22 protein-coding genes and 4 pseudogenes are annotated in these 25637 nt (G+C 70.1%); 13 read left to right on the forward strand and 13 right to left on the reverse strand.

Annotation, left to right across the window (positions count from 1 at the left end; genetic code table 11):
- The first annotated feature begins 489 nt into the window (after nt 1-489).
- The 3 genes from ACFV0T_RS26875 (at nt 490) to ACFV0T_RS26885 (ending at nt 2412) form a co-directional block, all read left to right on the forward strand.
- On the forward strand, nt 490-909 hold the full coding sequence (locus ACFV0T_RS26875) for a molybdopterin-binding protein (RefSeq protein ID WP_385784137.1): 420 nt from the start codon (nt 490-492) through the stop codon (nt 907-909).
- 156 nt (nt 910-1065) lie between these two features.
- A complete protein-coding gene (locus ACFV0T_RS26880; RefSeq protein ID WP_385784139.1) occupies nt 1066-1707 on the forward strand; it encodes a molybdopterin-dependent oxidoreductase in 642 nt (213 codons plus the stop codon).
- 102 nt (nt 1708-1809) lie between these two features.
- Nucleotides 1810-2412, forward strand: coding sequence for an O-methyltransferase (locus ACFV0T_RS26885; protein WP_385784142.1), 603 nt, complete (start codon nt 1810-1812; stop codon nt 2410-2412).
- Between the two features lie 63 nt (nt 2413-2475).
- On the opposite strand, the gene ACFV0T_RS26890 is transcribed toward ACFV0T_RS26885, so the two are convergent.
- Nucleotides 2476-3027 (reverse strand): DoxX family protein, encoded by a 552-nt coding sequence (locus ACFV0T_RS26890; RefSeq protein ID WP_385784144.1) that lies wholly within the window; start codon nt 3025-3027, stop codon nt 2476-2478.
- Between the two features lie 537 nt (nt 3028-3564).
- Here ACFV0T_RS26890 and ACFV0T_RS26895 point away from each other — a divergent pair.
- Nucleotides 3565-4227: a hypothetical protein gene (locus ACFV0T_RS26895; protein WP_385784147.1), complete on the forward strand. Its 663-nt coding sequence runs from the start codon at nt 3565-3567 to the stop codon at nt 4225-4227.
- An 88-nt stretch (nt 4228-4315) separates the two neighbouring features.
- Here ACFV0T_RS26895 and ACFV0T_RS26900 read toward each other — a convergent pair whose 3' ends face one another.
- A complete protein-coding gene (locus ACFV0T_RS26900; RefSeq protein ID WP_385784150.1) occupies nt 4316-4765 on the reverse strand; it encodes a hypothetical protein in 450 nt (149 codons plus the stop codon).
- A 519-nt stretch (nt 4766-5284) separates the two neighbouring features.
- Between ACFV0T_RS26900 and ACFV0T_RS26905 the strand changes: the two genes are divergently transcribed.
- Nucleotides 5285-6610: a hypothetical protein gene (locus ACFV0T_RS26905; protein WP_385784303.1), complete on the forward strand. Its 1326-nt coding sequence runs from the start codon at nt 5285-5287 to the stop codon at nt 6608-6610.
- A gap of 144 nt (nt 6611-6754) precedes the next feature.
- Here the strand turns inward: ACFV0T_RS26905 and ACFV0T_RS26910 are convergent, their stop codons facing one another.
- The 8 genes and pseudogenes from ACFV0T_RS26910 to ACFV0T_RS26945 all read right to left on the reverse strand — a co-directional run bounded on the left by ACFV0T_RS26910 (nt 6755) and on the right by ACFV0T_RS26945 (nt 16089).
- Nucleotides 6755-8269, reverse strand: a complete 1515-nt coding sequence (locus tag ACFV0T_RS26910) for an alpha-N-arabinofuranosidase (RefSeq protein WP_385784153.1) — start codon at nt 8267-8269, stop codon at nt 6755-6757.
- A 75-nt stretch (nt 8270-8344) separates the two neighbouring features.
- Nucleotides 8345-9286 carry an arabinan endo-1,5-alpha-L-arabinosidase gene (locus tag ACFV0T_RS26915; RefSeq protein WP_385784156.1) on the reverse strand — a complete coding sequence of 314 codons (942 nt, stop codon included), beginning with the start codon at nt 9284-9286 and terminating at the stop codon, nt 8345-8347.
- A pseudogene (locus ACFV0T_RS26920) lies at nt 9283-9638 on the reverse strand (carbohydrate ABC transporter permease); the annotation flags it as partial. The gene ACFV0T_RS26915 and the pseudogene ACFV0T_RS26920, both read right to left, overlap by 4 nt.
- A gap of 86 nt (nt 9639-9724) precedes the next feature.
- A pseudogene (locus ACFV0T_RS26925) lies at nt 9725-9904 on the reverse strand (sugar transporter); the annotation flags it as partial.
- A gap of 306 nt (nt 9905-10210) precedes the next feature.
- Nucleotides 10211-11074 carry a hypothetical protein gene (locus tag ACFV0T_RS26930; RefSeq protein WP_385784159.1) on the reverse strand — a complete coding sequence of 288 codons (864 nt, stop codon included), beginning with the start codon at nt 11072-11074 and terminating at the stop codon, nt 10211-10213.
- A gap of 80 nt (nt 11075-11154) precedes the next feature.
- Nucleotides 11155-11571, reverse strand: coding sequence for a hypothetical protein (locus ACFV0T_RS26935; RefSeq protein ID WP_385784162.1), 417 nt, complete (start codon nt 11569-11571; stop codon nt 11155-11157).
- Between the two features lie 227 nt (nt 11572-11798).
- On the reverse strand, nt 11799-12812 hold the full coding sequence (locus ACFV0T_RS26940) for an ArsR/SmtB family transcription factor (protein WP_385784165.1): 1014 nt from the start codon (nt 12810-12812) through the stop codon (nt 11799-11801).
- Nucleotides 12813-13086: 274 nt separating this feature from the next.
- Nucleotides 13087-16089: a carbohydrate binding domain-containing protein gene (locus tag ACFV0T_RS26945; protein ID WP_385784168.1), complete on the reverse strand. Its 3003-nt coding sequence runs from the start codon at nt 16087-16089 to the stop codon at nt 13087-13089.
- A gap of 213 nt (nt 16090-16302) precedes the next feature.
- Between ACFV0T_RS26945 and ACFV0T_RS26950 the strand changes: the two genes are divergently transcribed.
- A complete protein-coding gene (locus ACFV0T_RS26950; protein WP_385784171.1) occupies nt 16303-16827 on the forward strand; it encodes a DUF5990 family protein in 525 nt (174 codons plus the stop codon).
- A gap of 78 nt (nt 16828-16905) precedes the next feature.
- Here the strand turns inward: ACFV0T_RS26950 and ACFV0T_RS26955 are convergent.
- Together ACFV0T_RS26955 and ACFV0T_RS26960 are read right to left on the reverse strand one after the other, a co-directional pair.
- Nucleotides 16906-17985 (reverse strand): annotated as a pseudogene (locus tag ACFV0T_RS26955) (MFS transporter); the annotation flags it as partial.
- Entirely contained in the window at nt 17943-18608 is a 666-nt protein-coding gene (locus ACFV0T_RS26960; RefSeq protein WP_385784173.1) for a helix-turn-helix domain-containing protein, read from the reverse strand. The pseudogene ACFV0T_RS26955 and the gene ACFV0T_RS26960, both read right to left, overlap by 43 nt.
- On the opposite strand from ACFV0T_RS26960, the gene ACFV0T_RS26965 reads away from it, so the two are divergent.
- The 4 genes from ACFV0T_RS26965 to ACFV0T_RS26980 all read left to right on the forward strand — a co-directional run bounded on the left by ACFV0T_RS26965 (nt 18607) and on the right by ACFV0T_RS26980 (nt 21421).
- Nucleotides 18607-19122 carry a GNAT family N-acetyltransferase gene (locus tag ACFV0T_RS26965; protein WP_385784175.1) on the forward strand — a complete coding sequence of 172 codons (516 nt, stop codon included), beginning with the start codon at nt 18607-18609 and terminating at the stop codon, nt 19120-19122. The two genes, ACFV0T_RS26960 and ACFV0T_RS26965, sit on opposite strands and share 2 nt — an antisense overlap.
- Nucleotides 19123-19347: 225 nt before the next feature.
- Nucleotides 19348-20208, forward strand: a complete 861-nt coding sequence (locus ACFV0T_RS26970; RefSeq protein ID WP_385784178.1) for a calcium-binding protein — start codon at nt 19348-19350, stop codon at nt 20206-20208.
- A 266-nt stretch (nt 20209-20474) separates the two neighbouring features.
- Nucleotides 20475-20939, forward strand: coding sequence for a DUF1348 family protein (locus ACFV0T_RS26975; RefSeq protein ID WP_385784181.1), 465 nt, complete (start codon nt 20475-20477; stop codon nt 20937-20939).
- Nucleotides 20940-21100: 161 nt separating this feature from the next.
- The gene (locus ACFV0T_RS26980) at nt 21101-21421 is read left to right on the forward strand and encodes a hypothetical protein (protein WP_385784184.1); all 321 of its coding nucleotides are present in this window, start codon (nt 21101-21103) and stop codon (nt 21419-21421) included.
- Between the two features lie 28 nt (nt 21422-21449).
- Here ACFV0T_RS26980 and ACFV0T_RS26985 read toward each other — a convergent pair whose 3' ends face one another.
- Nucleotides 21450-21956, reverse strand: coding sequence for a cupin domain-containing protein (locus tag ACFV0T_RS26985; RefSeq protein ID WP_385784186.1), 507 nt, complete (start codon nt 21954-21956; stop codon nt 21450-21452).
- Between the two features lie 137 nt (nt 21957-22093).
- Between ACFV0T_RS26985 and ACFV0T_RS26990 the strand changes: the two genes are divergently transcribed.
- The 3 genes and pseudogenes from ACFV0T_RS26990 (at nt 22094) to ACFV0T_RS27000 (ending at nt 25636) form a co-directional block, all read left to right on the forward strand.
- Nucleotides 22094-22528 (forward strand): RrF2 family transcriptional regulator, encoded by a 435-nt coding sequence (locus ACFV0T_RS26990; RefSeq protein WP_385784189.1) that lies wholly within the window; start codon nt 22094-22096, stop codon nt 22526-22528.
- Nucleotides 22525-23424: pseudogene (locus tag ACFV0T_RS26995) on the forward strand (DsbA family protein); the annotation flags it as partial. The gene ACFV0T_RS26990 and the pseudogene ACFV0T_RS26995, both read left to right, overlap by 4 nt.
- A 631-nt stretch (nt 23425-24055) precedes the next feature.
- On the forward strand, nt 24056-25636 hold the full coding sequence (locus ACFV0T_RS27000) for an ABC transporter substrate-binding protein (RefSeq protein ID WP_385784192.1): 1581 nt from the start codon (nt 24056-24058) through the stop codon (nt 25634-25636).
- Nucleotide 25637 lies beyond the last annotated feature (1 nt).

Raw genomic sequence — 25637 nt, forward strand, 5'->3', positions numbered from 1 at the left:
CCGTCAGTCCATGAAGCAACAGCCGTCACTTCAGCAGTACTTGGGGGCGGATACTAACCTTCGCGGGCGAAGGCGTCGACCGGGAGCGGTGACGGCCCGATGTCGATGTGGACGCGGTTCCGCGGCGTCGGCGGGGCGCGTGGTCCGTGGGCGGCGCGTGTCCGGGTGGGCGGGGTGTCCGGGTCCGGTGCATGTCCGGGTGGGGCGGGGTGTCCGGGTGCGCCGTGCCCGGTGCGGCAGGTGTCCGGATTCGGTGCGCGTCGGGTTTCGGTGCGCGTCGGGTTTCGGCGCGCGTCGGGTTTCGGTGCGTGTCCGGTGGAGTCGGAACGCACGGACACCTCTCACCTCTCATGTGCGAGCGTCCGTCGGACACGTACCTGGCGGATGGGAAGGGCTGCCCGCCGTTCACTCCCGGTCCGGTTAGTTTGAGCTGACGGCAGGCACCCGGCCGGCCGCCGCCCGCCCCCGACAGCCATGAGGTGTGCCGCCATGAGCTTGAGCATCCGCAACCAGATCCCCGGCACCGTCACCGCGATCAACCCCGGCGCGGTCATGGCGACGGTCAAAGTACGCCTCGACGGCGGTCAGGACCTCACCGCGGCCGTCACGCTGGAGTCCGTGAGGGAGCTGGGCCTCGTCGAGGGCTCCGCCGTACGTGCCCTGGTCAAGGCCACCGAGGTCGCCCTCGCCACCGGCCCGGTGCAGGGCCTGTCCATCCGCAATCAGCTGCCCGGCACGGTCACCGACGTCACCACCGGCGGCGCCATGGCGTCCGTGAAGGTCACGGTCGACGGCGGTGAGCTGACCGCCGCGATCACCGAGGAGGCCGTCACCGATCTCGGGCTCCGGGCCGGATCCTCGGTCGTCGCCCTGCTGAAGTCGACCGAGGTCTCCCTCGCGACGGTGTGAGCCCGCCACGCGAAGGGGGACGGCCGGCCCGCGACGCGACGCACCCGATGCCGTGGACCATCCGGAACCCCGCCCGCGGCATCACACGACATGAACCTTTACGCTGCTCGGGAAGACCGGGGAGCAGACCGGCGGCCGACGAAGAGGGAGCGCACAGTGGCGAGCGACCCTTCCAGCGGGCCCGGCACGTCGAGCGCCGCCCTTCGCATTCCACCCGGCCAGCGTCATGTGCACGGCTGGCCGGTCTCCCACTACGGCCCCGTGCCGCGTTTCCGCCCCGAACGCTGGAACCTGCGCGTCTTCGGCGCCACCGCCTCCGGCGACGTGCACGAGTGGACCTTCGACGAGCTGACCTCACTGCCCCGCGCGACGGTCGTCGCGGACCTCCACTGCGCGAGCGGCCCCACCTCCACCGACCACGAGTGGTACGGCATCCCCGCCACCGCGATACCGGCCCTGGTCCCACCGGCGCCGGACGTCACACACGTCATGGCCTGGGCGGAGTACGGCTACTCCGCCAACCTCCGGCTGAGCGACTTCACCTCTTCCCGGACCCTCATGGCCACCCACCACAACGGCGAGCCCCTCACCGCCGAACACGGCTTTCCGCTTCGCCTGGTGGTCCCCCACCTCTTCGGCTACAAGGGCCCCAAGTGGCTGCGCGGCATCGAGTACATGACCGCTGACCGGCGCGGCTTCTGGGAGGAACGCGGCTATCACAACGTCGCCGACCCCTGGCGGGGGCAGCGGTACTCCTACCAGGAGCAGGACCAGGACCCCGACCTGCCGCAAGGCTAGCCGGCCCCTCACCCACCACCGCCGACGCCGGCTCACGGCTGCACGGCTGCACGGCTGCACGGCTGCACGGCTGCACGGCTGCACGGCTGCATAATGCTCGCCATGTCGCTTCAGGGAACCGACGCCCACCAGAACGACGACACACTGCCCGCGCTCGTCCAGCGGGCCGTCGAGGCGGCGCGCAGGCACGGATTCGCCTTCTCCTGCCGACCGGAACAGGGACGTCTGCTCCAGGTGCTGGCGGCGGGCGCGCCCCACAACATCGCGGAGACCGGAACAGGCTGTGGTGTGGGCCTGGCCTGGCTGGCTTCCGGCGCGGTCCCGGGAACGCGACTGACCAGCGTCGAACGTGACCCCGAACGAGCCCGCATCGCCGCCGAGGTCTTCCGGGACCACGACCACGTCGAGGTGCTCCACGGCGACTGGCGACGCATCGAAGAGCACGGCCCGTACGACCTGCTCGTGCTCGACGGCGGTGGTCAGGCCAAGGGCGACGGCGCCGCGGACCCCGCTCGCCTGCTCACCGCCGGCGGCACGGTGGTGATCGACGACTTCACTCCGGCCACGTCATGGCCGCCCCACTTCGACGGCGCCCCCGACGCGCCGCGACTGCACTGGTTCGAACACCCCGGACTCCGAGCAACCGAAATCCGCCTGGCAGCAGACCTCAGCGTGGTCATCGGCACCCGCCTGCCCCCCACCTGAGACCAGCCACGACCCGTGGTGCGTCAAGTAACCAGTCACTGGTTGTCGAGCGGGTGATCCCGGTCAGAGGATCAGCACGATGGCGGCGCCGATGCCACCGAGGAACAAGGCGAGAGCGGCTTCGAGCCAGCCCCCCTTGCCCCAGCGGAAGGGGCGGTCCAGGGCCAGCTTTCCGGGGCCGATGGCGGCGATGGCCAAGGCGACGACGGCGATGCACAGGTTGTACTCGATGCCTCCCTCGGTTTCCCACAAACCGTGGGCCCCGGTGACGGTCGCCATGGCGTTGATCATCACGCCGATCAAGGCGGCCGCCGCCAGCGGCGTGAACAGTCCGAGAGCCAGGCCGAGACCTCCCAGGAGTTCGGACGCCCCGCCGATGGCGGCATAGACCTTGCCAGGCCGGTACCCCAGCGCGGCGAAGCCCTTGCCGGTGGCGGTGAGGCCGTCGCCGCCGAACAGACCGAAGACTTTCTGGGCGCCGTGCCCTGCCATCAGCAGACCGAAAGTGAGTCGGATGAGAAGCAGACCGAAGTCGGCGGCAAAGGCGGTGGACCGTGCCGGAGCGTGGGCCGCCGCGTCGGGTGACGCGCGCAGTCGCTGAACGAAGTCATTCATAAGGGCTCTCCTCTGCTCCAGGTCCGGGGGCGGTTGACCCGCCCAGGAGGCCGCAGAGCCGCTGGTCACCCGGTCTCCTGGGCGCCTCGAGGGCACCCCGACAGGGCAACTGTGTTCTTCCATCTTCACTCCTGTCGGCCTTCATGGCCGACAACCAGGAATGCCACAAACATGTGTGCCGACGGAACACACCACATGACCGGCGCTCGCCATGAACAGAGCTCGGCAGCGCGATGGTCCAGACCACCTTCGCGTCTTTGACGACACAGGTCGGCTCTTCACGAAGTGGTGTTTCGGCGGGACGCTGCCGTGGTCCGGAATCGTCATCGACGAGGCGAGTTGATTCTCGGCCATGCCGAAAGCGAACAACACACAGCTGTCTTCCGTAGTATCGCTACAACACGGCTGTGCTTCAGTAATTGCTGCCGCCTTTACCGAACCAGCCGAGATGGCACACGCATTTGGTTCCGCATACGCCTGCGAGCCTGCCTCACGCGGCCTCCAGGCACACGAAGGGTTGTGAGCATCATTAGCATCATGTCCGAAACCACCGCCGGGACCACCGGATTGACATCGCAGTACGCCACTCAGGTGGCAGGTGACCTTGAGCGCAACCTCAAGGAGCAGGAGCGCATCGGCAGCGAAATCGCCGCGCTGCAGGAGCAGTTGGCCGTTCTCCAGCAGGATCACTCCGTCCTGGAGAACGTCCGGCAGGCCCTCGGCGTCTCGGCGGCGCCGGCCGAGCCGGTGTCCGAGCCCGCCGCCGCGGTGCCCGCTCCCCGCACGAAGACCGCCGCCAAGGCCGGCACGGCCAAGGCGAGCACGACCAAGGCGGCCGCGGCCAAGACACCGCGGACCAAGAAGTCCACCGCCGCCGGCAGCAAGTCGAGCGCCAAGAAGAGCGAGACCGAGGCCGCGGCCGCGGTCACGCCGACCTCGCGGCCCACACTCGTCGACATCGTCCGCGAGTACCTCAACGCGCAGGCCGAACCGCGCTCCGCGGCCGAGATCACCAACGCCCTGGGGCAGGCACACCCCGAGCGCACCATCAAGGCGACGGTCGTGCGTACCACGCTCGAGGGACTCGTGGCCAAGAACCAGGCCCACCGCAGCAAGCAGGGCACGTCCGTCTTCTACACCGCACCCGAAGCCCCGAAGCCGACCGCGGAGGCCGACCAGGACAAGGAACAGTCCGCCTGACGGCAGCTCCGCCGACCGGCACTTGGGCAGAGTGGGGTGGCTGCCGTCCTGTTGGGCCTGCCCGCGCATGGCGGGCAGCAAGTGCCCTTTACAGCGACTCTCGCATCACCCGTGTCAACCGGTCCCGCCGCTCATCGAAGGCGGCGCGGGCCTGCTGGACCTCCTCGGCCTCGAAGAGCAGGCCCTGGGCGACGACATCACGGTACGTTCGCAGCAGAGCGACCGTACGAGTGACCTCGTCCAGCACCGACTCGTCGGCGACCAGGGAGGGTTCCCGCCTGCGGAAGAGCACACTGCTGTCCCGCAGTACGGTGCCGGATCGGGCGGACGCGGTCGCGTCGTTGTCATGGCCCCGGGCTACGTCCATCGACGTCTCGCCCGCCGCCGTGGCGACGAGGAACGCTGGGTAGGCGGACCGACGGTCCTCCCTCGCTCGCTGCATGCTGCCCCTCAGCCGGCGGCGCCGCTCGAAGAAGGCGGACGCGGTCCAGGCGATCAGCGCACCGAGCGGCGTGTTGAAGAGAGCTGTCCCCTCCACACCCCTACCTTGCTCACGGTGTCACTCCAACCTCACGGACCACGGACCGGCAAGGAGCGCGGCGACGGCCACGCGGCTCCCGAAGCACCCCCTCTTCCCCTTGGGTGCGCTTCGGGAGTTCCACCGGATTCGGAAGTCATTCCGGCACCTGGACCACCGCGGTTCACCCGGCGTTGCGCCGTCACCCTCCAAACCGACAAACGATTCCAGCCATGTCTCACGTGACACGCGTCAAGGCGGCATCCGTCCTCTCGGCCTTCGATAACTCCCCTTCATCCGTGCGATGTTCACCGTCACGGCCGCACCTCGAAGATCATCTGACGGCTGCTGTTCGCCTGCCCGACCCATGACCGCGGCCCTTTGTTGAGCGGCGCGTTGAACTCTGCTCGACGGCATCCGACGCCGTCTGTGGCCGGATGCGTCAGGACGTGTCGCCGAAAGGAACCGACCGTGCGCTCGATACCCCCTGCTTCTCCGCTGTCCGTGCGCAGGGTGGCGCTCGCCACCGCAACCGTGCTGATGTCCGCAGCGGCAACCGCCGCGCCCGTGCACGCAGCGAGCTACGGCACGCCGACGATCAAGCTGTCCACGTCCTACCTCTCCGGCGCCGTCGGCGCGACCGCCGACCCGATCGTCACCGTGACCGTCGCCCAGAGCGGCGCCGACGCCTCCGCCCTCACCGTGGCCGTGTCGAAGACCAGCAAGTCCACCGTCGCCGCGGCCACCGACGTCACGGTCACCGGCACCGCGGGCACCCGCACGCTGACCGTGGCGGCCCGGGGCCAGGGCTACACCGATCTCACGCTGAAGGTCACCGGTCTGGGCGGCAAGACCGCGACCACCACCCTGCACTACGCCGCGTCGCCGACCGTGCAGCACTCCGCCGACGCCCGCTACCTGACCGGCGCCAGCGACGCCTCCGCCGCGGTCTCCGTGGGTGGCGGCTACCTCCTCGTCGCCAACGACGAGGACAACACCCTGCGGCTGTACAACGGCAGCGTCTCCGGGGCTCCCGTGAAGACCTGGGACCTCGACGACGCGCTCGACGCGGACAAGGAGGTGGACATCGAAGGAGGCACCCTCGTCGGCAGCACCGTGTACTGGACCGGTTCCCTCGGCAACAACAAGGACGGCGAGTACAAGAAGGACCGCAACACGGTCTTCACCACCAAGCTGACCGGCTCCGGCGCCTCCACCGCGCTGGCCTTCGGCACCGCCGGTCACACCCTGCGCGACGACTTCGTGAAGTGGGACGAGGACAACGGCGGCCGCTTCGGCTTCGCGGACGGGGCCGAGGACGGCTCGATCCCCAAGGCGGTCGACGGATTCAACGTCGAGGGTCTGGAGTTCGCCCCCGGCAGCACCACCACCGCCTACGTCGGCTTCCGTGCCCCGCTGGTGCCGCCGCAGAGCGGCGGCCAGGCGCTCGTCGTGCCGGTGACCAACATGAACAAGGTCGCCGGCGGCACCCACGCCACGTTCGGCACCCCGGTCCAGTGGAACCTCGGCGGCCTGTCGGTGCGCGACATCCGCGCCAACTCCCTGGGTCAGTTCCTGATCCTGGCCGGTTCGTGGGCGGCCGACGACAACACCGATCCGTACGCGCTGTACTCCTGGGACGGCAACACCGCGCACCAGCCAGTGAAGGTCCTGGACCTGCCGACCACGGACGCGGGCGGCTGGGAGTCGATCGTGTCGGTCCCCGACCTCACCCAGTCCGGCGCCCGGGTGCAGCTGATCACCGACGACGGTGACGCCGACCTGTACGGCGACGGGTCCGAGGCGAAGGACCTCGACCACGCCGAGTGGCAGAAGTCCCGCAGCACCTGGTTCACGCTGGGCTGACCGGCCGGTGCCGGTCCCGCCACGGGACCGGCACCTCCCCCTCCCCCCCCCGCCGCGGCGTACCGACGACTCGGCCACGGGGGCGTTCACGGAGCGAGATCAGGTCAGGTCAGGTCAGGTCAGGTCAGGTCAGGTCAGGTCAGGTCAGGTCAGCCGGATCACGTTCCAGGACAGCGGCTCCAGTACGGCGGTCAGGGTGCCGTCCGTGAGAGCCGTGCCCCGGACCGGGTGCGGGGTGACCCGCTCCGGATCGCCGAGGGTGTTGCGGGCGTCGGGGTCGGCGTCCGCGAGGGCGCTGTGCTCCTCCACCGTGCTCAGGTCGATGCCGCTCAGGACGACTTCGAGCGCAAGCGCGTCGGTACTGCTGCGGTTGACGGCGAAGACGGTGACCGCGCCGTCGTCGGCGCGGACCGCCGTGGCGTGCAGCAGGTCGGCCTCGCCGTACTTCTTCGTCTCGTACGTCGGTGAGTCGACGCGGACGTCGAGGACCCGTCCGCGGCCGTGCCGCGAGGCCTGCGCGAAGGGGAAGAACGTCGTCTGGCGCCAGGCCGGGCCGCCCGGCTCGGTCAGGATCGGGGCGATGACGTTGACGAGCTGGGCGAGGCAGGCGACGGTGACGCGGTCGGCGTGCCGGAGCAGGGCGATGAGCAGTGAGCCGAAGACGACGGCGTCGGTGACGCTGTAGTTGTCCTCCAGCAGCCTCGGCGCCTCGGGCCAGTCGTCCTGCGCGAACGTCGTGGCCCGCTCCTGCCAGCGGGAGAGGTACCAGACGTTCCACTCGTCGAAGGAAAGGTTGATCCTCTTCTTGGACTTGAGCTTCGCTCCGACGTGGTCACAGGTCGCCACCACGTTCTCGATGAAGGACTCCATGTCGACGGCGGAGGCGAGGAAGGAGTCCACGTCACCGTCGACCGGCTCGTAGTAGGCGTGCAGGGAGACGTGGTCGACGAGGTCGTACGTCTCCGCCAGCACCTTCGCCTCCCAGTCCGCGAAGGTGGGCATGGACTGCCCCGAGGAGCCACAGGCGACGAGTTCGACGCCCGGGTCGATCTGGCGCATGGCGCGGGCGGTCTCGGCGGCGACACGGCCGTACTCCTCGGCGGTCTTGTGGCCGGTCTGCCAGGGGCCGTCCATCTCGTTGCCGAGGCACCACAGCCGGATGCCGAAGGGGTCCTTGTCACCGTGCGCGGCCCGCAGATCCGAAAGGGCGGTACCGGTGGGGTGGTTGGCGTACTCCAGGAGTTCGAGGGCCTCGGCGACACCGCGGGTGCCGAGGTTGACGGCCATCATGGGCTCCGCCTGCGGACCGATCTTCCGCAGGAAGGCGATGTACTCGGAGAGGCCGAACCGGTTGGTCTCGGTGGAGTGCCAGGCCAGATCGAGGCGGCGGGGGCGGTCCTCGGCGGGGCCGACGGAGTCCTCCCACTTGTAGCCGGAGACGAAGTTGCCGCCGGGATAGCGGACGGCGGTGACGCCGAGTTCACGGACCAGGTCCAGGACGTCGGTGCGGATTCCGGCGTCGTCGGCGGTGGGGTGGTCCGGTTCGAAGATGCCGGTGTAGACACAGCGGCCGAGGTGTTCGACGAAGGATCCGAAGAGCCGGGGGTTGACCTCACCGACGGTGAAGGCGGGGTCGAGGGTGAAGCGGGCGGTGTGCATGGTCGCCTTTCATGGGGTGGTTCGGCTTCGTTGGCGGTTGCGCGGGGCGACGGCCGCCGGCGCGGCCCGGCGCCGCTAGCGGACGATCGGCCAGCCGTCCGTCGTCCAGTGCAGGGTGTTCAGGCCCAGCTTCGGGGTGCCCGAGTCCTCCGCGTCGTAGTAGTGGTAGGCGAGGACGTCCCGGCCCTCGTCCCTGAAGACCGACTCGCCTCCGGTACCGACGTAGCGTCCGTGACCCGCCAGCAGCGGGGTGCCCGCGCTGTCGGCGTACGGGCCGGTGACGTTCGTGGACCTGCCGACCCTGATCCTGTACGTGGAGTTCACGCCGGCGCAGCACGCGTCGTACGAGGCGAAGAGGTAGCAGTGGTCGCCGTGCCGCAGGAGGTACGGGCCTTCGACCGCGTAGGGGGCGTCCGGGCGGGTCGCCAGGTGGTGGACGGCCGCGCCGGGCGCGGACTTGCCCGTGGCCGGGTCCAGTTCGACCATGCGGATGCCGGTCCAGTACGAGCCGAACACCATCCAGAGCCTGCCGTCGGCCCGGACGACCGCCGGGTCGATGGCGTTCCAGGGGTCGGTCGTCTCCGAGGTGAAGGCCTTGCCGTGGTCCTTCCAGGTGCCGGGCAGGCCGGAGCGGGAGGTGGCCACGCCGATCGCGGAGTGGTTGGTGCCCCAGGAGGAGACGGCGTAATAGAGCCAGTAGAGGCCGGCCCGGTGGGAGATGTCGGGGGCCCAGGGGTCGCCTGTGCCGTCGTACTCGTACCACCAGTCGGGCGGTGCGGCGAAGGCGTTGCGTGAGTCGTCCCAGTGCTTCCTGTCCCTCGACAGGCGGGCGCCGATGATCCCGCCGGTCGAATAGGCCACGTTCTGAACGGAGTTCGGGCGGCTGACGGTGGGGTCGTGGATGATCTGCCGGCCGGTGATCGGCTGCGGGTCGGGATGGTCGGCGGCCCGCGCGGTCGCGGGAAGGAGGGCGAGGAGGGCCGCGGCGAGTACCGTCGCGAGTCTGAGACGCTTCAACTGTGTAGCTCCTCAGGTGGAGTTACTGACCGGCGGGGCCGGTGCGCGACACCCGCCACGATCTGGCGCTGGAAGAAGACGAAGACGACGATCAGCGGCAGGCCCGCCATGAGGCCGCCGGCCATCAGCTGGGCCCGCTGGATGCCGTAGGAGTTCATCACGGTCGCGATGCCGTTGGGCATGGTCGTCAGGTCGGGGTTGTTGGTCACCATGTACGGCCACAGGAAGTTGTTCCAGGACGCGATGAAGGTGAAGACGCCGACCGCCGCGAGGGAGGGGCGGGAGAGCGGGAGTGCCAGGCGTTCGCGCCGTCCCGTTCGGCCGCCTCGTAGAGGTGGCCCGGGATGGCCTGGAGAGCGGCCAGGTAGAGCAGGAAACTGAAGCCGACGGTCCACCACAGGGTGCAGATGACTACGGCGGGCATGGCGTACGCCTTGTCATGTTGTAGCCGTCGCCGCCGCTGAAAAGGTTCCAGTACCGCACGCGGGTCCGTGAGCCGGCGGCGAGCGCGTCGGCGCCGGTGCCCAGCGCGGCGAAGCCGAAGCCGAAGCCGCCCGCGACGAACAATCCGCCGAGTCCGCCGAGGAGTTGCCTGCGATTCAGGTCAGGTCGTCCCATGCCCTGCCCCAACTGTTCGAGACGTTCCAAAGAACTTGCCCCAGAGGAACGTGGTTCGAGATTTCGGATTGCGCTCGTAACTTCGAACGGGACCGTAGAATCGAAGCGCCTGCGCGTCAATGGTTTGGACACGACTCACATGACGGGGCAGTTCAGGGCTCCCCATGTCGAGGGGCCGTCGGACGGCCGGCACGAGGCGGGCTGCGCAGGGCGGCCTTCGTGCGGACGCCGTCGCACGGACGGCCTTCGCACGGACGGCCTTCGCACGGCGGACCATGCGCGGCGGACCGTGCGCGGCCGGCTTCGTCAGGGTTCGGGGAACACCAGGGGCACGCCGTAGCGCCGCTCGGCGGTGCGCAGGGCCGGGACGAGGGCCTTGCGCAACTCGTGGATCTCATCGGCGTGGTCGGCGAGGAACCGGGCGCGCAGGCGCAGCCGGGCGGGTTCGCGGACGGCTTCGACGGGCCGCATGCAGGTCGCGTACGTGTCCCCCAACTCGGCCTCGGTGGCAGGGAGATCGGCAGGTGCCGCACGCTGCTGGCGGCCGTCGGCCACGGCCATGAAACCCTGCTCGTCGCGAGCCGGGACACCCTGCTCGGCCAGGCAGTCCGGCAGGCCGCGCAGGACGTGGAGCACGGCGGGATCGCCGCGCAGGGAGACGACTTCTGCGAACCACTGCTGCTGGAGGGGGACATAGAGGTCGCGCAGGGCGGCCGAGGCCGTCGTGCCTGCGGCACGGCAGCGGCTCACCTCCGTCGCGCTACCGGCTCGGACGGCGCCCGAGGGACTCGCGAGGGTCGGGACTTCGGCACTGGTGCTCATCCCGTGCCGGGCGATGAAGTCCAGGTCGGGGAGTTCGAAGAACCGGATGAACGCGACCGGCACCCGCTCCTGGGGGAGCCCGATCCCGCTCTTGTCGGCGCAGGTGGCTGCCGCAGCCCGCGTCACCTGCTGACCGAACACGTCCAGGCCCTGCGTCCACCGGGTCTCGGCACCCGTGGCCGGCAGGACCATGCGCACGGGATCGTCCGGCAGGGCGTGGCCGAGGCGGGCGGGGGCCACGGCCCTGGCCGAGGTGCCGGGCGCGCGGCCGGGGTCGGCCGAGCACGCGGTGACGAGCAGGACGGCGGCCACGACCGCCGCGCGTACCAGGAACCGGGTCCGGCTCATCCGGATCGTTCCTCTCTCGCGATGACCGGCGGGGGTGCCGCCGCAGGTCGGCACGGCACCCCCGCGGGCCGGGTTCGGGGTCAGTGCGTGATGCGGACGGTGTCGCCGCCGTTCGCGGCGCTCGCCACCGTGAACAGGGTGTTGTCGGAGACGTCGGTGCACAGCCAGTACTTCGAGTCGTTGACGCTGTGGCTGCCGTCGAAGGCCCAGACATAGCCCGCGGTGCAGGTGACCCAGCTGCTGCTGGAGGTGTGGTAGAGGCGGCCGGCGTAGCCGTCGTTGCCGTACTGCGTCTTGTCGTCGCTGTAGGTCAGGTTGAGGTCGCCGCAGCTGCTGGTGGACGACTTCCTGACCTGGGTGCCCACACCCTCGTTGGATCCGGTGGTGAGCGTGCTCGTCACACAGGCGGCCGGCGCCGCGGAGGCGGCGGGCGCGAGCACGAGACAGGTCGCGGCGGAGACGAGCGCGAGCATGCCCGCGGCGATGGCACTCTTCATGGTTCCCCCTGCTTCGGTCGTCACGGCTGAGGCGGACTGCCCCACCCGGCGGTGCGTTCGCCGCACACGCTCGCAGAGCCGGCGGAGCCGAACCACGACCTTCGACGGGTCTCGAAAGGCGCGGGTCGAGGGCCGGAGGCGGTTACTCCGCTGGTGCTCGGAGGACAGGCGGGACACATGAGACGTAGCAGGCCTCTTGTTGGCGGCTGCGACCCCGTGACACCTGACTAGAACTCGACGCGGCCCACCGGCTCGGCGCGCTCGATCGCCGGCCTCCGCCGGAGCATCGCCGCTCCGAGCGGGGTCAGTGTGTGGAGCACGGTGTTGTGACGGCGGTTGCTGATGATCAGACCCGCCTCGCGCAGCACGGCGGTGTGGTGGGCGACGGTGGCGGGCGACACGCCCAGGGAGCGGGCCAGTTCCGAGCTGGTCGCGCCGAGGGCGAGCGAACGCAGCGCGGCGGCGCGGGTGCGGCCCAGCAGGGCGGCGAGGGGACGGTCGGAGGGATCCGCCGAGCTCGGGAGCCGGGTGCCGTGCACGGGATAGATCAGCACCGGTTGCAGGGTGTCGTCCGCGAGGGAGATCGGCTGGTGCCAGCAGAAGTAGGACGGCACCAGACGCAGCCCACGTCCGTTCAGATACAGGTCACGGTCCACGACGTAGTCGACGTTGAGAACGGGCGGCTGCCAGCGCATGGCGGGGGACAGTCCGGCGAGCAGACCGTCGACGCCGGCGTCGAGGTTCTCGCGGGCGCACAGGGCGCGCTCTCCGGCGATCGCGGCACAGATGCGGTCGTGGTGAGGTGCGACGACCGCCTCGTGGTAGGCGCGCAGGAGTTTGACGAGTTCCTCACGGGTCGTGCGTTCCACCAGCCGGGGCGCCCAGGCGGGGGCGCCGCTGAGTTCGTCCAGCATCCTCATCTCGTGGGCCACCCGGGTGGGCGGGGTGTCGATGATCGCCGCGAAGCCCCGCTCCAGCCCGTCGGCGGCTTCGAACGGCGTCAGGAAGTCCGGGAGGTAGGGGGCCCGGGGCAGGACGGGGACGAGCAGCCGGCGCACCGCGTCCCCGAGGGGTGTGCCGGTGAGGGTGGCCCGCGTCTCGCGATACCACTCGGCGAACGCCCAGCGCCCCCGCGTGGTCTGCAGCCGGTGCAGGCTACAGGTGATCTCCCAGAGCGGGTCGGGCGCGCTCGCCACCCGGACCCGGGCGAGGTCTTCGGGGGTGAAGTGGACACGCAGCACGAAACCCAGCCCCTCCCGTGAAACGACCGTGGTCGCCCTCGGGAGCAGCCTGGGCGACGACCACCACACGGGCAATGCACCGATTCAGCCGCTCCACCGCGTCACAGACGCCGCACCACCGCGGGCCGGCGGCGCCCCGGACACCTCCTCGCTCCGGTCTCCTACCTCCGGTCTCCTGCCTCCTGCCTCCTGGAGGCGGTGCCGGCCTTCCTGCGGATCACCGCCGGGTGATCCGCAGGACGGCCGGGTGACAGAACCGGACCCTTCCCCGGTGTCACTTCAGGTAGGGGCCGTCCGTCCCGATCTTGCCGGGGCCGTTCAGCACGTACACACGCAGGTTGCCCTGCCCCGGGGCAGCCACGGACAGGGAGCCGCCGGTGACGGTCCTGACGTCGCCGGTGACGGCGTCACGGTAGGTGCCGTTGGGAATGCCTGTGTACGTCGCGCCACCGGTCACGGTGACGAGGGCGAAGCTGTCCGTACTGCCGCTGGTGTAGCGGCGCTTGAAGGCCATGGCCCCGCTGATGCCGTCGGTGGAGTACTGGCCCGCCTGGAGGGCCGGCACCGCCCGGCGTATCTGGTTGAGCCGCTGAAGGTGCTTGACCAGCGGCTGGGAGAGGGTGGTGGCGACTACGCCGCTCGCGGAGTCGACCTTGCCGAAGTCCGAGACCGTGACACTCCCGGTCAGATGGTCGCCGTAGTAGGCACGTCCGGTGGAGGCCAGCGGGCAGGTCGGGCCGCAGTCGATCTGCCTGCCCTTCTGAAACTCGATCTCCGAGCCGTAGTAGAGGGTCGGGATACCGCGGAAGGTCCACATCAGTGCCATGTTCTCGGCCCAGGCGTCGGTGCCGCCGCTGTAGCGGGTGCTCGACTTGTTCGGGCCGTAGTCGTGGCTGTCGACGTAGACGACGTTGTACGTGGCGTCGTTGACGCTGTCGTCGGAGTCCTTGCCGTTGTTGTAGGCGTTCTGCGCGTCACCGAAGTTCATGTGCATACGCATGTCGATGATGTTCATGCCGGAGAACCTGCTGTGGTCCGGCGTGTGGTACGCGTTGCCGTCGAGGAAGGCGTTGGTCGAGGTCGGCTGGCTGCCGGTGCCCAGTTGCTCCTCGTACGTGTACTGCTCCAGAGCCGCCGCCTCGTCGTCGGCGCTGTACTCCTTGCGTTCCTTCCAGGTGTAGAACTGCGCCGAGTGGTTCACCGACCCGCGGTTCCACTTGTCGTTGACGAAGGCGCCCACCTCGCCGAAGACGAGGAAGTTGCGGGCGGCGTCCGCGCCGAACTTCTGCGTGACCCGCTCCTGGACGGCCGGCAGGAACCGCCGGTTCCAGGTGACGCGCGGAATGTGGACGGCCGTGTCGACGCGGAAGCCGTCGACTCCCATGTCGATGTACTTGTCGTAGGCGCCGATCAGATAGTTCTGCACCGGCGTCGACTCGGTGTCGAAGTCGGCCAGGTCCTCGTGCAGCCAACAGGAGCGGGAGTCCTCGCCCTCCCAGTTGCCGATCCAGCACCGGTGGTAGTACGCCTTCGGGAACATGCCCGAAGTGGGGCTGGGCCACTGGCAGTTGTAGAGCGTGTAGCCCTCGGCGCTGCGGCCACCGGTGGGCTTGCCCCAGTTGAGGCAGGTGTTGCCTGCCGGTTCGGCGGTGGACCACAGGTCGCCGTTGTAGTACGCCTTCCCGGACTTCGGTTCGACGGTCAGACCGTCGTACTCGAACCCCTCGCTCTTCTCGTCGTAGTACCAGCTCCACTGGCTGTCACGGACGCCGTACACGGTCGGGGTGAACAGACCCTTGGCGCCCCAGCGGGAGCTGTGGTTGTAGACCACGTCCTGATAGATCTTCATCCCCTTGGCGTGGGCCGCGTTGATGAGGTCCTGGTAAGAGGCGCCCGCGGACTCCAGACGCGGATCGACCTTGTAGAAGTCGTAGCCGTGGTAGCCGTGGTAGTCGTAGTCCGACCGGTTCAGGACCACCGGGGTGATCCAGACCGCCGAGAAGCCGAGGGCCTTGATGTAGTCGAGCTTGTCGACCAGGCCTTTGAAATCCCCCCGGAACATGGGGTCGTTGTCGGCGGCGTTGCCGGACTTCACATGCTGGCTGCCGCCTCTGTCGTTCGCGCTGTCTCCGTCGTAGAACCGCGCGGTGAGGACGAAGTAGATGGGGTCCTTGCGCGGATCGGTGCCGAGCGGGGTCCCCGGTGCCGGTTCGGGCGCCCGCTCCCCCGTGGTGGCGGTGGCCGGGGCCGACGCCGGGGAGGTGTTGCCGGCCGCGTCGACCGCCTTCACCGTGTACGTGTAGGCGGTCTTCTCGTCGAGTCCGGTGTCGGAGAAGACCGTGGCGCCGACGTCGCTGACGATCGTGCCCCTGGTGCCTCCGGTGCGCGTGACCTGGTACTTGACCACACCCTTGTTGTCGCTCGCCGCGTCCCAGGTCACCACCACGGACGTGCCGGTGGCCGTCGCCGTGACCCGGGTGGGCGCGCCGGGGGCCTCGGTGTCCGGCTCCTCGGCGGAGCACGGGTCGACCGCGTCCGTGGTGACGGTCCTGTCCTCGACCGTGGCAGTGCCGGCCGGGATGGTGTAGTCGGCGCTGTTGTTGTTGTCCCACACGCCGTTGCCGTTGTTGAACGCCGCCTTCAGGGAGGTGGCCGTGCCGATGTCCAGGGTCTTCTTCCACCAGCCGGCGCAGGCGGCTTCCATGCCGACGCCGGGGACCGCCGTCCAGGCTCCTCCGGCGGGCGCGTAGTGGATGTTCGCCGTGGTCCAGCCGGTGGTCGCGGTCGAGTAGTAGACGGTGGCCCGGTTTCCGTCGCCCGTGCCCGGGTCGGCGCACGGGTCGCTGTGGGCGACGACGCCGTCCTTGACGGTGATCGTTCCCGTGCCGAGCGCGTAGTTGCCGCCGGCGTTGTTGTCCCAGGTGCCGGAGCCGTTGTTGAAGGTGGCCTGGAGGCCGGTGGCCGTACCGAGGTCGACGGTCTTCCTCACCCAGTCCGTGCACGCGGCGTCCATCGCCATGCCGGGAACCGTGGTCCAGGAGCCGCCGTCGGGGGCGTAGTGAAGGTAGGTGGCGGACCAGTTCTTGGTCTTCGTGTAGTAGAAGACAGTGGCCGTGTTCGCCGCCGTGTCGGCCGCGGTCCTCAGCGCGACGGGGTCGGGGACGGGGCCGCCCGTCAGCAGTGCCGCCAGTCCGGCCACCGCCACGCAGACCGCGAGGAGTCGGCGCAGTGGACGTGGCGGTTTCGCTCTTCCGGGGCTCGTGGGTGCGGGTCTCATGGCTTCCCCTGACGCTGCAAGAAGAACCGGCAAGTTCCTGAAATTTGTTGCAGCGGAAACTACAGGTGCATGACAGTCGTGTAAATGGATGGCGCGCGGCTTCCCGGAAGAGGGGTGGGGGGGCCGGGGGCCCTGTGGGGGCTTGGGGGCGGCTCGTACGACGCTCAGGTGTACGGCGGTGCGGCGGTGCGGTGGGCAGGGATGATGGCCGTCATGCGTATCCGCATCGACGCCGTCGACCTCCCAGGTCTCACCTGCCCGCCCGACGCGCCCACCGACGGCACCGACCGCTACCGGAACGTCCACGTCGCCGTGCAACGCCGGGACCGCCGGGACGGACTCCTCGACCCGCATCCCGGCGACGCCGCGTCCGCGACCTGGACCCTGGAGTGCACGACGGCCGCCGCGCCGACCGGTACCGATGTGAAGGGCCCCTACGTGCAGGGTCGCCCGGGCGGTCGGTTCATCTACCTGTCCTGGGGCACCGTCGACGAACAGGGTGCCTTCGCGATGTTCCGCCGCGCCAAGCTCCTGCTCGACGCCGTCCCCGCCGAGGTGCTCGACGCCGCGGCGCGCAGCGGTCTACTGCTCGGACGCCTCGGCCTGACGGACGCGTGCGGCAACCCCCTGTGCGCGCGGGTCGTGCCCCCGGCCATCACCTGGACCGCCGAATCCGCCGAATCCGCCGAATCCATCGGCAAGGGTGCCGGCGCGTCCGATGAGAGCGGCCGCGAGTAGCGCCGCGAGGGCAGTGAGGGACGCGCCCCGCCAGCCGACGGCTTCGAGCAGGGGTGCGGCGAGCGCGGTGCCGATGGCGCCGACGACGAAGTACAGCACCAGGTACACGCTGCTGAGGCTGCCGCTGCGGTCGGGGGCGATGGCGATGACCCGGCTCTGGTTGGCGGCCTGGGCGGCGAAGCAGCCGGCGTCGAAGAGGGCCAGTCCGAGCGCCGTGACCGGCGGGGCGTCAAGGCCCGTGGCGAGCAGCGCGGTTCCGGCCGCGGCGGCCAGCATGCCGGCAGTGATCACGGTGCCGGGGGTGTAACGGTCGCTGAGCCTGCCGGTGACCGGCAGAGCGGCGAAGCCGAGGAGTCCCGCCAGGCCGTACAGGCCGATGGCGGTGGGGCTGAGCAGGTGGGGAGGCCGGCCCAGGGCGAGGGTGAGGGCGACCCAGACGAGGTTGAAGGCGAAATACCACAGCCCACCGACGACCACCGCGCGGCCCAGACTCGGGTGCTGCCGAAGCAGGCGCGGGAGCGAGCCGAGTACGGCGAGATAGCCGCCGGGGCGTGACGGTCGCCGTCGCACGGGCAGCAGCAGCGCGACCGCGAGCGCGTCGATCAGGACGAGGGCGGCGAAGACGAGCAGCATCCGCCGCCACCCGAGAGCGTCGGCGAGAGTGCCTCCGGCCAGCCGGCTCAGCAGGATGCCGGCCGACATCCCGGCGGCCACGGTGGCCACGGCGGTGGCGCGGCGTTCGGGCGGGGCGTCGCGGCCGGCGATGTTGCCGGCCTGCGCCGCGACACTGGCCGTCGCCCCGATGAACAGATAGGCGACGAGCAGCACGCCCGCGCTGCGGGCCGACGCGGCCAGGACGAGGGCGGCGGCCAGAGCGGTGAGCTGGCCGGCGATGAGGCGATGGGGGGCCAGACGGTCCGCCAGCGGAAGCAGCAGGGCGAAGCCGCTCATGCAGCCGATGAGAGCGGCGGTCGGCACGAGGCCGATCACGGAGAGCGGCACGTCGAGCTGCGCGGCGACGTCGGTGAGCGCGGGCTGGAGGGCGTAGTTGTTCGCTATCGCCGTACCCGCGACAGCGGCGAGGAGGAAGGTACCGCCCCGGTGCGTCGCACGGGTCACGGCCGCGGCGCCCGGGTCAGGACGACGGCGTAACGGCACTCGGCGTCGCTGTCGTTGGCGAAGGTGCAGGGGGCGGGCCGGCCCAGCTCGATCGTGTCGCCCGCGGCGAGTTCGTGCACCGTCTCCCCCTCGTGGAAGGTCAGGTGCCCGTCGAGCACCCAGACGACCTGCCGGAGGAACGCGAAGGCCGCGGCCGGATACGGCACCCGGGCGCCGGCGGGCAGGCGGACCTCGGCGATCTCCACGGGAAAGCGCGGCCCGGTGATCTGGCGGCGTCGATAGCCGGTGGCCGGATCGCGCCACTCGGCCGCGTCGGCGAGGCGGCGCACGACCGCGGTTCCGTGCGCGGCAAGGATGTCGCCCTCGGCAAGGGCATCGCCCTCGGCACGAAGGCCGCCCTCGGCACCGGTCTCGTCCCCGGTGCCGTCGTGCGCCCCCTCGGCGAGGGCCAGCAGCGAGGAGACGCTGAGCTGGAAAGCCGCGGACAGCTTGCCCAGCACGACGGCGGTGGGGCTGCTCTCTCCGCGCTCGATCCGGCTGATCATGGCCGGGGAGACGCCGGAGGCGTCCGCGAGCTGCGCCAGGGTCCAGCGACGGCGTTCCCGCTCGGTGCGGACGCGGGCGGCGATCTGCCCCACCAGGGGATCTACTATGTTGGGCATGAATCCAATATACGAGAACAGGACGGTGACGGTACGGCCGGCGTGTTCCGGCGACCTGGAGGCCGTCCTCTCCATTCGCAACCACGCGATCGAACACTCGACGGCCCTGTGGACGCAGACCCAGCAGACCCTCACCGAGGGGGCCGCCTGGTTCGCCCCTCACCTGGCGCGCGGATCGGCGTTCGTGGCCGACGTGGCGGGCGAGGTCGCCGGTTTCGCCGTCTACGGCCCGTGGCGGGAACTGGACGGGTACCGCCACACCGTGGAGAACTCGGTCTACACCCGCGAGGGGCGGCACGGGCTCGGTGTCGGCACGGCATTGATGACCGCACTTGTCGCCTCGGCGCGCGAGGCCGGTCATCACGTCATGATCGCGGGCATCGAGGCCGGCAACACCGCGTCCATCCGCCTGCACGAGCGGTTCGGATTCCAGCACGCCGGCACGGTGCCGGAAGTCGGAGTGAAGTTCGGTCGCCGGCTGGACCTGAGGATCATGCACCTGCCGCTTGCCTGAGTGCTGCGCCTCTGTCCGACCAGGGCGCGCCTGCCGAGGAGGGCGCGCGGGGCCGGGCGGGGCCGCGCGCAGGCCTCGCGGGGTCGAACTCGGGACGGCACGCGGCGGCTCCAGGCATCGCTGATCCCGACACCCGTGCTCACCGACAGGGCAACCAAATCCAAGCACCGCGGGTCACCTGTGTGTCGTCAAACGAACCGCGACCCGCCTCATGGAGGCCCTGCAATGCCCTCTCAGTTCATCAACCGCCGCGGCTTACGCGCCGCTTCGGCCCTGGCACTGGTCCTCGGTACAGGACTGACCGTCCCGATCGCCCTGGCAGGCACGGCCGGCGCCGCGGCGCTGCCGGCCACCGCCGCTGTCAATGAATACGGCTGGCAGCTGACTTACACGGCCGCCGTCGGCCAGACCAACAAGGTGGCCATCACCGAGTCGTACACCAGTGACAGGACCGGGATCGTCTATGTGATCGACGACGTCCTCCCGGTCAGCGCGGGAAGCGGCTGCGTCCACCCGGTCGACACCGACCGCACCAAGGTCTCCTGCACGGTCGCCCTGGTGGACAGCCAGGACCCGTACGCCGCGCTCCAGATGGACCTCGGCAACGGCAACGACACCGTCATCTCCAAGAACACCACCCGCCAGGTCTACAGCTACAACAGGATCGACCTGGGCACCGGCAACGACAAGGTGACCGACAACCTCGGGCTCGACGGCAACGACATCAACGGCGGCCCGGGCGACGACACCATCTCCGTGGGCAAGTTGGCACTCGTCGTCGGTGGCGACGGCAACGACACCGTCTACGCCAACGGCGACTACATCATCGCGCAGGGCGGCAAGGGCAACGACGTCATCCACGGCGGCTCGGACCACCAGGACCTGACCGGAGACGACGGCAACGACACCCTTTACGGCGGCCCCGCAGACGACTCGCTTTACGGCGGCAAGGGCAACGACGTCCTGTACGGCAACAGCGGGAACGACACGCTCTACGGCAACAGCGGCAACGACACCCTTTACGGCGGCCCCGGCAGGGACAAGCTTTCCGGCGGCCCCGGCAGAAACACCCTCCACCAGGGCTGACCACCCGGGCGCCGGCGCGGTGCGGGCCCACCGACCGGCCCGCACCGGGTGGGAGAGGTTCCATGGAATGGTCGGGCCCTTGCGTATCGACGGGTACACCCGCCCCGCCGAACGGATGGGCGGTCGTCGGTGGTCGGTCATACCCTGGAATAACACCGGTTTCATCTCAGCGGGGCCAGGTCCGTCGGCCGAGGTGTGACGCTCTCGTGTCCTTTCACTCGGCGTACGCGCGGCGCAGCACCACGGCCCAGTCGTCAGGAGCAGCCATGACCAACCCTCCCCTGCCGCCCTTCACTCGCGAGTCCGCTGTCGAGAAGGTCCGCCGAGCCGAGGACGGCTGGAACTCCCGCGATCCGCACAAGGTGTCCCTCGCCTACACCGAGGACTCACGCTGGCGGAACCGAAGCGAGTGGGCCACCGGCCGCGACGAGATCGTCGCCTTCCTGACCCGTAAGTGGAATCGGGAACTGGACTACCGGCTCATCAAGGAGTTGTGGGCGTTCGAGGGCAACCGCATCGCGGTGCGCTTCGCCTATGAATGGCACGACGACGGCGGCCACTGGTACCGGTCGTACGGCAACGAGAACTGGGAGTTCAGGGACGACGGTCTGATGGCCGTACGCCACGCCAGCATCAACGATGTCCCGATCAAGGATTCCGACCGCAAGTACCACTGGCCGCTCGGCCCCCGCCCGGAGGACCACCCCGGGCTGAGCGACTTCGGCTTCTAGTCTGCCGGCGTCCGTACTCACCGGTCGCCTGACTGCTGAGCACACCAGCCGATGAAGTGCCGATGACGCCATTGGCGTGATGTACCGCGCCCACCGCAACCGGACCGGGCGCCCGGCGACTCCTGTCCAGCAGAACCGGCACCCACGAGAAGGAGATCTGCGTGACCGCCACTGCTTACGAACACGGATCGTCCCGCGCCTACGTCGACCCCTACGCCGTCGACGACACCGCGCTCCCGAAGTGGGACCGGGCCGGTCGGCGGGAGGGAGAAGCGGACTATCTCCTGCCCGCACCCGACCCGGCCCAGCGCCTCGCCATCACCCTCGATCCGCGCGACCTACGGCGGCTTGAACTCCAGGCGGCCCTGACCACGGCCGGCATCCCGCCCCTGCCGGACGACCGGGAGGCCATCGACCAACTCAGCGCGCTGCCCGGCAGCATCAACGCCACCCTTCAGCGCTGGCTGCACCACACCATCTGACCCGTCGGCTGCCGTCCGGTCCGGGCTCTCAGGCCTCGTCGGCCGAAAGGGCGTACAGCTGGGGAAGGTTGACCACGATCGCCTCCTGCGTGCTGCGGGCGATGACGACCACGGCCTCGGCGTCGGGGTCGGGGTTCTCCTCCCGATGCGGCACGAAGGGCGGTACGAAGATGTAGTCGCCGGGGGACGTACGCAGGCGTACTTCCTCCGGCTCCGCCCCCGTGTCGTCCAGGAAGACGAACTCGGGGTGGCCGCTCACCACGTAGATGGCCGTCTCGGACTCGCCGTGGTGATGGTCGGAGGAAGCGGTCGACGGGGCCACGTGGGTCTGGCCCATCCACAGTTTCTCGGAACCGACGTTCTTTCCGCTGATGGCCGCGAACCTGCGCATGCCGCCGGTCTGGGCGGTGTCGCCGTCCAGGGCGTCGGCGCGAACATGGTGCAGTCGGCTGCGCAGAGGGGCAGCCAGGTGGCCCGGGGCGTCGGGGAGATGGGGGTGGAAGCCTTCACCGGCGGTCGTCAACGGCTCGCTCATGGCGGGGACGCTAGAGCCGGGGCGAAAAGGATGTCAAGCGGTGTCCTTTGGCCTTCACCTGCGGCAATGTTCCCGCAATGTAGGCTGCCGGCCGCTCGGAACCTGGTCGCGGCGGAGTTCTCGGGCATGATGTGCTCATGCATATTTCCGCGAAGGCGGACTACGCCATGCGGGCACTGCTGGAGCTCGCCCGGGAGCCTGCCCGCCCACTCACGTGTGAGGCGATCGCCTCCTCGCAGGAGATCCCGTTCCGTTTCCTGAAGTCCGTGGTCGGCGAGTTGCGCAGAGCGGGCCTGGTACGCAGTCAGCGCGGCTGCGAGGGCGGATACTGGCTCGGCAGACCCGCCGGGGAGATCACCCTGTTGGACGTCGCGCGCGCCGTCGACGGTGAGTTGATCACGCTGCGCGGCGAGTCACTGGCCGGACTGGACTATCCCGGTCCCGCGGCGGGACTGCCGGGCGTGTGGCGCGAGGTCGAGGCGGGTGCGGCGGCGGTTCTGGGCGGGGTGACCCTGGCAGCGCTGCTCCCCGGGGTGACCGTCGAAGGGCCGGCCCGGACGGACGCCGCGTGACCGGTGTGCCGCGACCGCGGCCGGTGGTCGAAGTGGTGGAGTACACCGACCCGTTGTGCCCCTGGGCCTGGGGGTCGGAGCCCGTCTTCCGCGCACTGCGCGCCGCGCTGTCGGGCCGGGTCCGCTGGCGCCGGGCCTACGCCATCCTCTTCGACCACGACGACGACCCGGCGCCCGACCCGGCGGCGGAGACCGCCTGGTACGCGCGCTACGTCGAGGAGATCAGCTCGCACAGCCGGGCCCCTCGGGCAGCGCGGCTCAGCCGTATGCCGGCCGGTTCCTGGCCCTCCTCGCTGGTCGCCAAGGCCGCCGAACTCCAGGGCGGTGACGTGACCGAGCGGGTGTTGCGGAGGCTGCGGGAGACCGTGTTCGTCGTCGGTGAACCGGCGGACACCATCGCGCTGGCGCTGTCCGCGGTACGGGGAACGCCGGGCCTCGACCCGGGACGGCTGGCCTCCGACGCCGCGTCCCGGGCCGTGCTGGAGCAGGTGCGCGCCGATCGTGACGAGGCCCGCCGACCGGTCGCCGAGGTGTTCCGTGCGAGCGGTGGGTCGCCGCACCCCGGCACCGCCAAGGAGACCGCCGACGGCGGGCACCGGTACGCGCTGCCGACCCTGCTCGTCCGCACCGCTTCGGGGCATCGCGCGGTGCCCGGCTGGCGCCCCTTCCAGGAGTACGTCGCCGCGGTCGAGGAGCTCTGCCCCGGGCCGCTGCCACCCCCCGCGCCGCTCCACCCGGCAGAGGCACTGGAGCGCTACCGGAGCCTGACCGATCCGGAGCGGCGGCTGCTGACGGACGGCACGTGGCCGCCCCCGCAAGCCGTGCGGCTGGACACCGGCAACGGCCCTCTCTGGCTGCATCCCGACGAGGCCGCCACACACCCCGCAGTCGCCCGCTGAGCCGCCTCCCGCACCCCGTAAGGCCTCTGATCTGCGGTCAGACACCGTCCCGCCGAATGAGACACCATTAGGTGTCCATTGACAGCCGGTGACGACAGCGCCCAGGATGTGCAGCATGCTCACGACGCACCCCGGCGTGGTGTGCCGCTACGTGGACCTGCGGCGCACCAGCAGCGCACTCTGTCGCTGACCTCCCGCCGCTCCCGGCCCGCAGGCGCCTGACCGCTGCTCCGCAGCACGCGCCGCCCGGCCCGAGCCGCGTCCGGTCCCCAGCGCTTCTCCTGGTGCCCCGTCGTACTCGTCCTCACCTCCCCGGTCCTCCCCGGCGAACCCGCCGACTCTCCTTGCCCTGAGCGCCGCGCACCCCTGGAGGGGCCGGGCAGCAGGGGCCGGGGTCGGCTGCCCACTCACGCACACCCTCGACTCGGACCCGGACAGGCCTGCCGGAGAAGCGTCGGTACCCACGGCTCCGCCACCCGACACCTCAGCCCTGCCCCCCTTCTCGCGCCTCACCTCTGCCCCCTTTCTCGCGCCACCGCCGCACTCCCTCGCCTCGTGTCCACGTCGCGCTCCCTCGCCTTGCGCCGCTGCGCCGGCTCGGGGCGGAGCTCACCACAGGAAGATCGAGATGCCCTCTCAACTCAGCACCAGCGCCCGTCGCCCCGGACCGGACCTGCTGTCATCGCGGCGCGCCGGCGGCCGTCGGGCCACAGCCCTCGCAGCCGTCTGCGCCGCCCTCCTCACCCCGGCCCTCAGCGCCTGCGGCGGTGACACCGCCGCCACCAGTGGCAACGCCACGCTGAAGTGGACCTCTTCGTACTTCCCGACCCACTGGGATCCGGTGGTCGGCGGAAGCGGCGCCCAGTTCCGTGAACTCGCGCTGGCATACGCATCGTTGACCCGGACCGACGAGAGCGGAAAGGCCGTCCCCGATCTCGCCGAGAGCTGGAAGTACAACGCGAAGGGCGACGAGATCACCTTCCACCTGCGCCCCGGCCTGAAGTTCAGCGACGGCGAGCCGGTCGACGCGGCCGCCGTCAAGGCGGCCATCGAGCGGGCCCAGAAGCAGAAGAACTCCGCGCTCTTCGGAGACCTGACCTCCATCGGGTCGGTGGACGCCAACGGCTTGGACGCGGTCCTGCACCTCACCCAAGTCGACTATCAGATACCCCAGTTGCTTGGTGAGCGAGTGCTGCAGATCGCCAGCCCCAAGGCGGCGAAGAACCCCGAGAAGCTGGATCAGAACCCGGTCGGAGCCGGCCCGTTCATCGTCACGCAGCTGATCCCGGGCACCAAGGCGGTCCTGAGGAAGAACCCGGATTACTGGGACGCGAAGAACATCCACATCGACAACGTCGAGCTGACCTCCGCCCCCGACGCCTCCACGGTCGTCTCCGGACTCCAGACCGGCGTCTACAACTTCGCCGACCTCGAACCGAGTCAGGCCGCCGCCGCCAAGAAGGCCCGTCTGGACGTCTTCGTGCAGCCGGGCTTCAACGCCTCCAACATCAGCCTCAACGTCAACAAGGCACCGTTCGACGACGACAAGGTCGTCGACGCCGTCCGCCACGCGATCAACCGTCAGGAATTCGTCGACAAACTGACCTTCGGCTACGGCGAGGTGACCGACCAGCCCTTCCCCAAGGGGTACGTGGCCTTCGACCCGAAGTCGGAGAACGCCTACGCCTACGACCCGGCGAAGTCGAAGAGGCTCCTCGCCGAGGCGGGCTACCGGGCCGGAGCCATCAAGCTCGACCTGGTCATCCCGGCGGAGGACCCACAGGCCGAGATCGTCCAGTCGCAGCTGGCCGCGGTCGGCATCACGGTCACCATCAAGATCGACAAGAACTGGGCCACACCGTTCTTCGCGAAGGACCTGACGTTCTCTCTCTACGGGACCACGGGCCGTGACTCCGCGGCACAGACCCTCACCGCCCATTTCGGTCCGCACGGCCCGCTGAACCTCGGCTCCCCCTACGAGCCGGCCGGTTTCGAGGCGGCCATCGCCAAGGTCCGCCGGACCCCGCTGGACGCGCCCGACTACCCGCAGGTGCTCCAGGCCGCGACCCGGGCCGGCCTGGAGAGCAAGGCGCTGATCTTCACGTACTCCCAGCCCAACCTGATCGCCAAGAGCAGGACGATCTCCGGCCTGCCGAAGAACCCGGCCCACATCGACTGGACCGGCGTGACCATCTCCGGCGGCAACTGAC

The organism is Streptomyces sp. NPDC059582 (assembly GCF_042735715.1).
Lineage (GTDB): Bacteria > Actinomycetota > Actinomycetes > Streptomycetales > Streptomycetaceae > Streptomyces.

Excerpts from the sequence above, each read along its gene's own strand:
- ACFV0T_RS26935 (WP_385784162.1), bottom strand. The coding sequence starts at position 11,571 with ATGAAGAGTGCCATCGCCGCGGGCATGCTCGCGCTCGTCTCCGCCGCG.
- ACFV0T_RS26975 (WP_385784181.1), top strand. The coding sequence starts at position 20,475 with ATGACCAACCCTCCCCTGCCGCCCTTCACTCGCGAGTCCGCTGTCGAG.
- ACFV0T_RS26970 (WP_385784178.1), top strand. The coding sequence starts at position 19,348 with ATGCCCTCTCAGTTCATCAACCGCCGCGGCTTACGCGCCGCTTCGGCC.
- ACFV0T_RS26965 (WP_385784175.1), top strand. The coding sequence starts at position 18,607 with ATGAATCCAATATACGAGAACAGGACGGTGACGGTACGGCCGGCGTGT.
- ACFV0T_RS26950 (WP_385784171.1), top strand. The coding sequence starts at position 16,303 with ATGCGTATCCGCATCGACGCCGTCGACCTCCCAGGTCTCACCTGCCCG.
- ACFV0T_RS26905 (WP_385784303.1), top strand. The coding sequence starts at position 5,285 with ATGTCCGCAGCGGCAACCGCCGCGCCCGTGCACGCAGCGAGCTACGGC.
- ACFV0T_RS26945 (WP_385784168.1), bottom strand. The coding sequence starts at position 16,089 with ATGAGACCCGCACCCACGAGCCCCGGAAGAGCGAAACCGCCACGTCCA.
- ACFV0T_RS26960 (WP_385784173.1), bottom strand. The coding sequence starts at position 18,608 with ATGCCCAACATAGTAGATCCCCTGGTGGGGCAGATCGCCGCCCGCGTC.
- ACFV0T_RS26930 (WP_385784159.1), bottom strand. The coding sequence starts at position 11,074 with ATGAGCCGGACCCGGTTCCTGGTACGCGCGGCGGTCGTGGCCGCCGTC.
- ACFV0T_RS26895 (WP_385784147.1), top strand. The coding sequence starts at position 3,565 with ATGTCCGAAACCACCGCCGGGACCACCGGATTGACATCGCAGTACGCC.
- ACFV0T_RS26910 (WP_385784153.1), bottom strand. The coding sequence starts at position 8,269 with ATGCACACCGCCCGCTTCACCCTCGACCCCGCCTTCACCGTCGGTGAG.
- ACFV0T_RS26990 (WP_385784189.1), top strand. The coding sequence starts at position 22,094 with ATGCATATTTCCGCGAAGGCGGACTACGCCATGCGGGCACTGCTGGAG.
- ACFV0T_RS26885 (WP_385784142.1), top strand. The coding sequence starts at position 1,810 with ATGTCGCTTCAGGGAACCGACGCCCACCAGAACGACGACACACTGCCC.
- ACFV0T_RS26890 (WP_385784144.1), bottom strand. The coding sequence starts at position 3,027 with ATGAATGACTTCGTTCAGCGACTGCGCGCGTCACCCGACGCGGCGGCC.
- ACFV0T_RS27000 (WP_385784192.1), top strand. The coding sequence starts at position 24,056 with ATGCCCTCTCAACTCAGCACCAGCGCCCGTCGCCCCGGACCGGACCTG.
- ACFV0T_RS26985 (WP_385784186.1), bottom strand. The coding sequence starts at position 21,956 with ATGAGCGAGCCGTTGACGACCGCCGGTGAAGGCTTCCACCCCCATCTC.
- ACFV0T_RS26875 (WP_385784137.1), top strand. The coding sequence starts at position 490 with ATGAGCTTGAGCATCCGCAACCAGATCCCCGGCACCGTCACCGCGATC.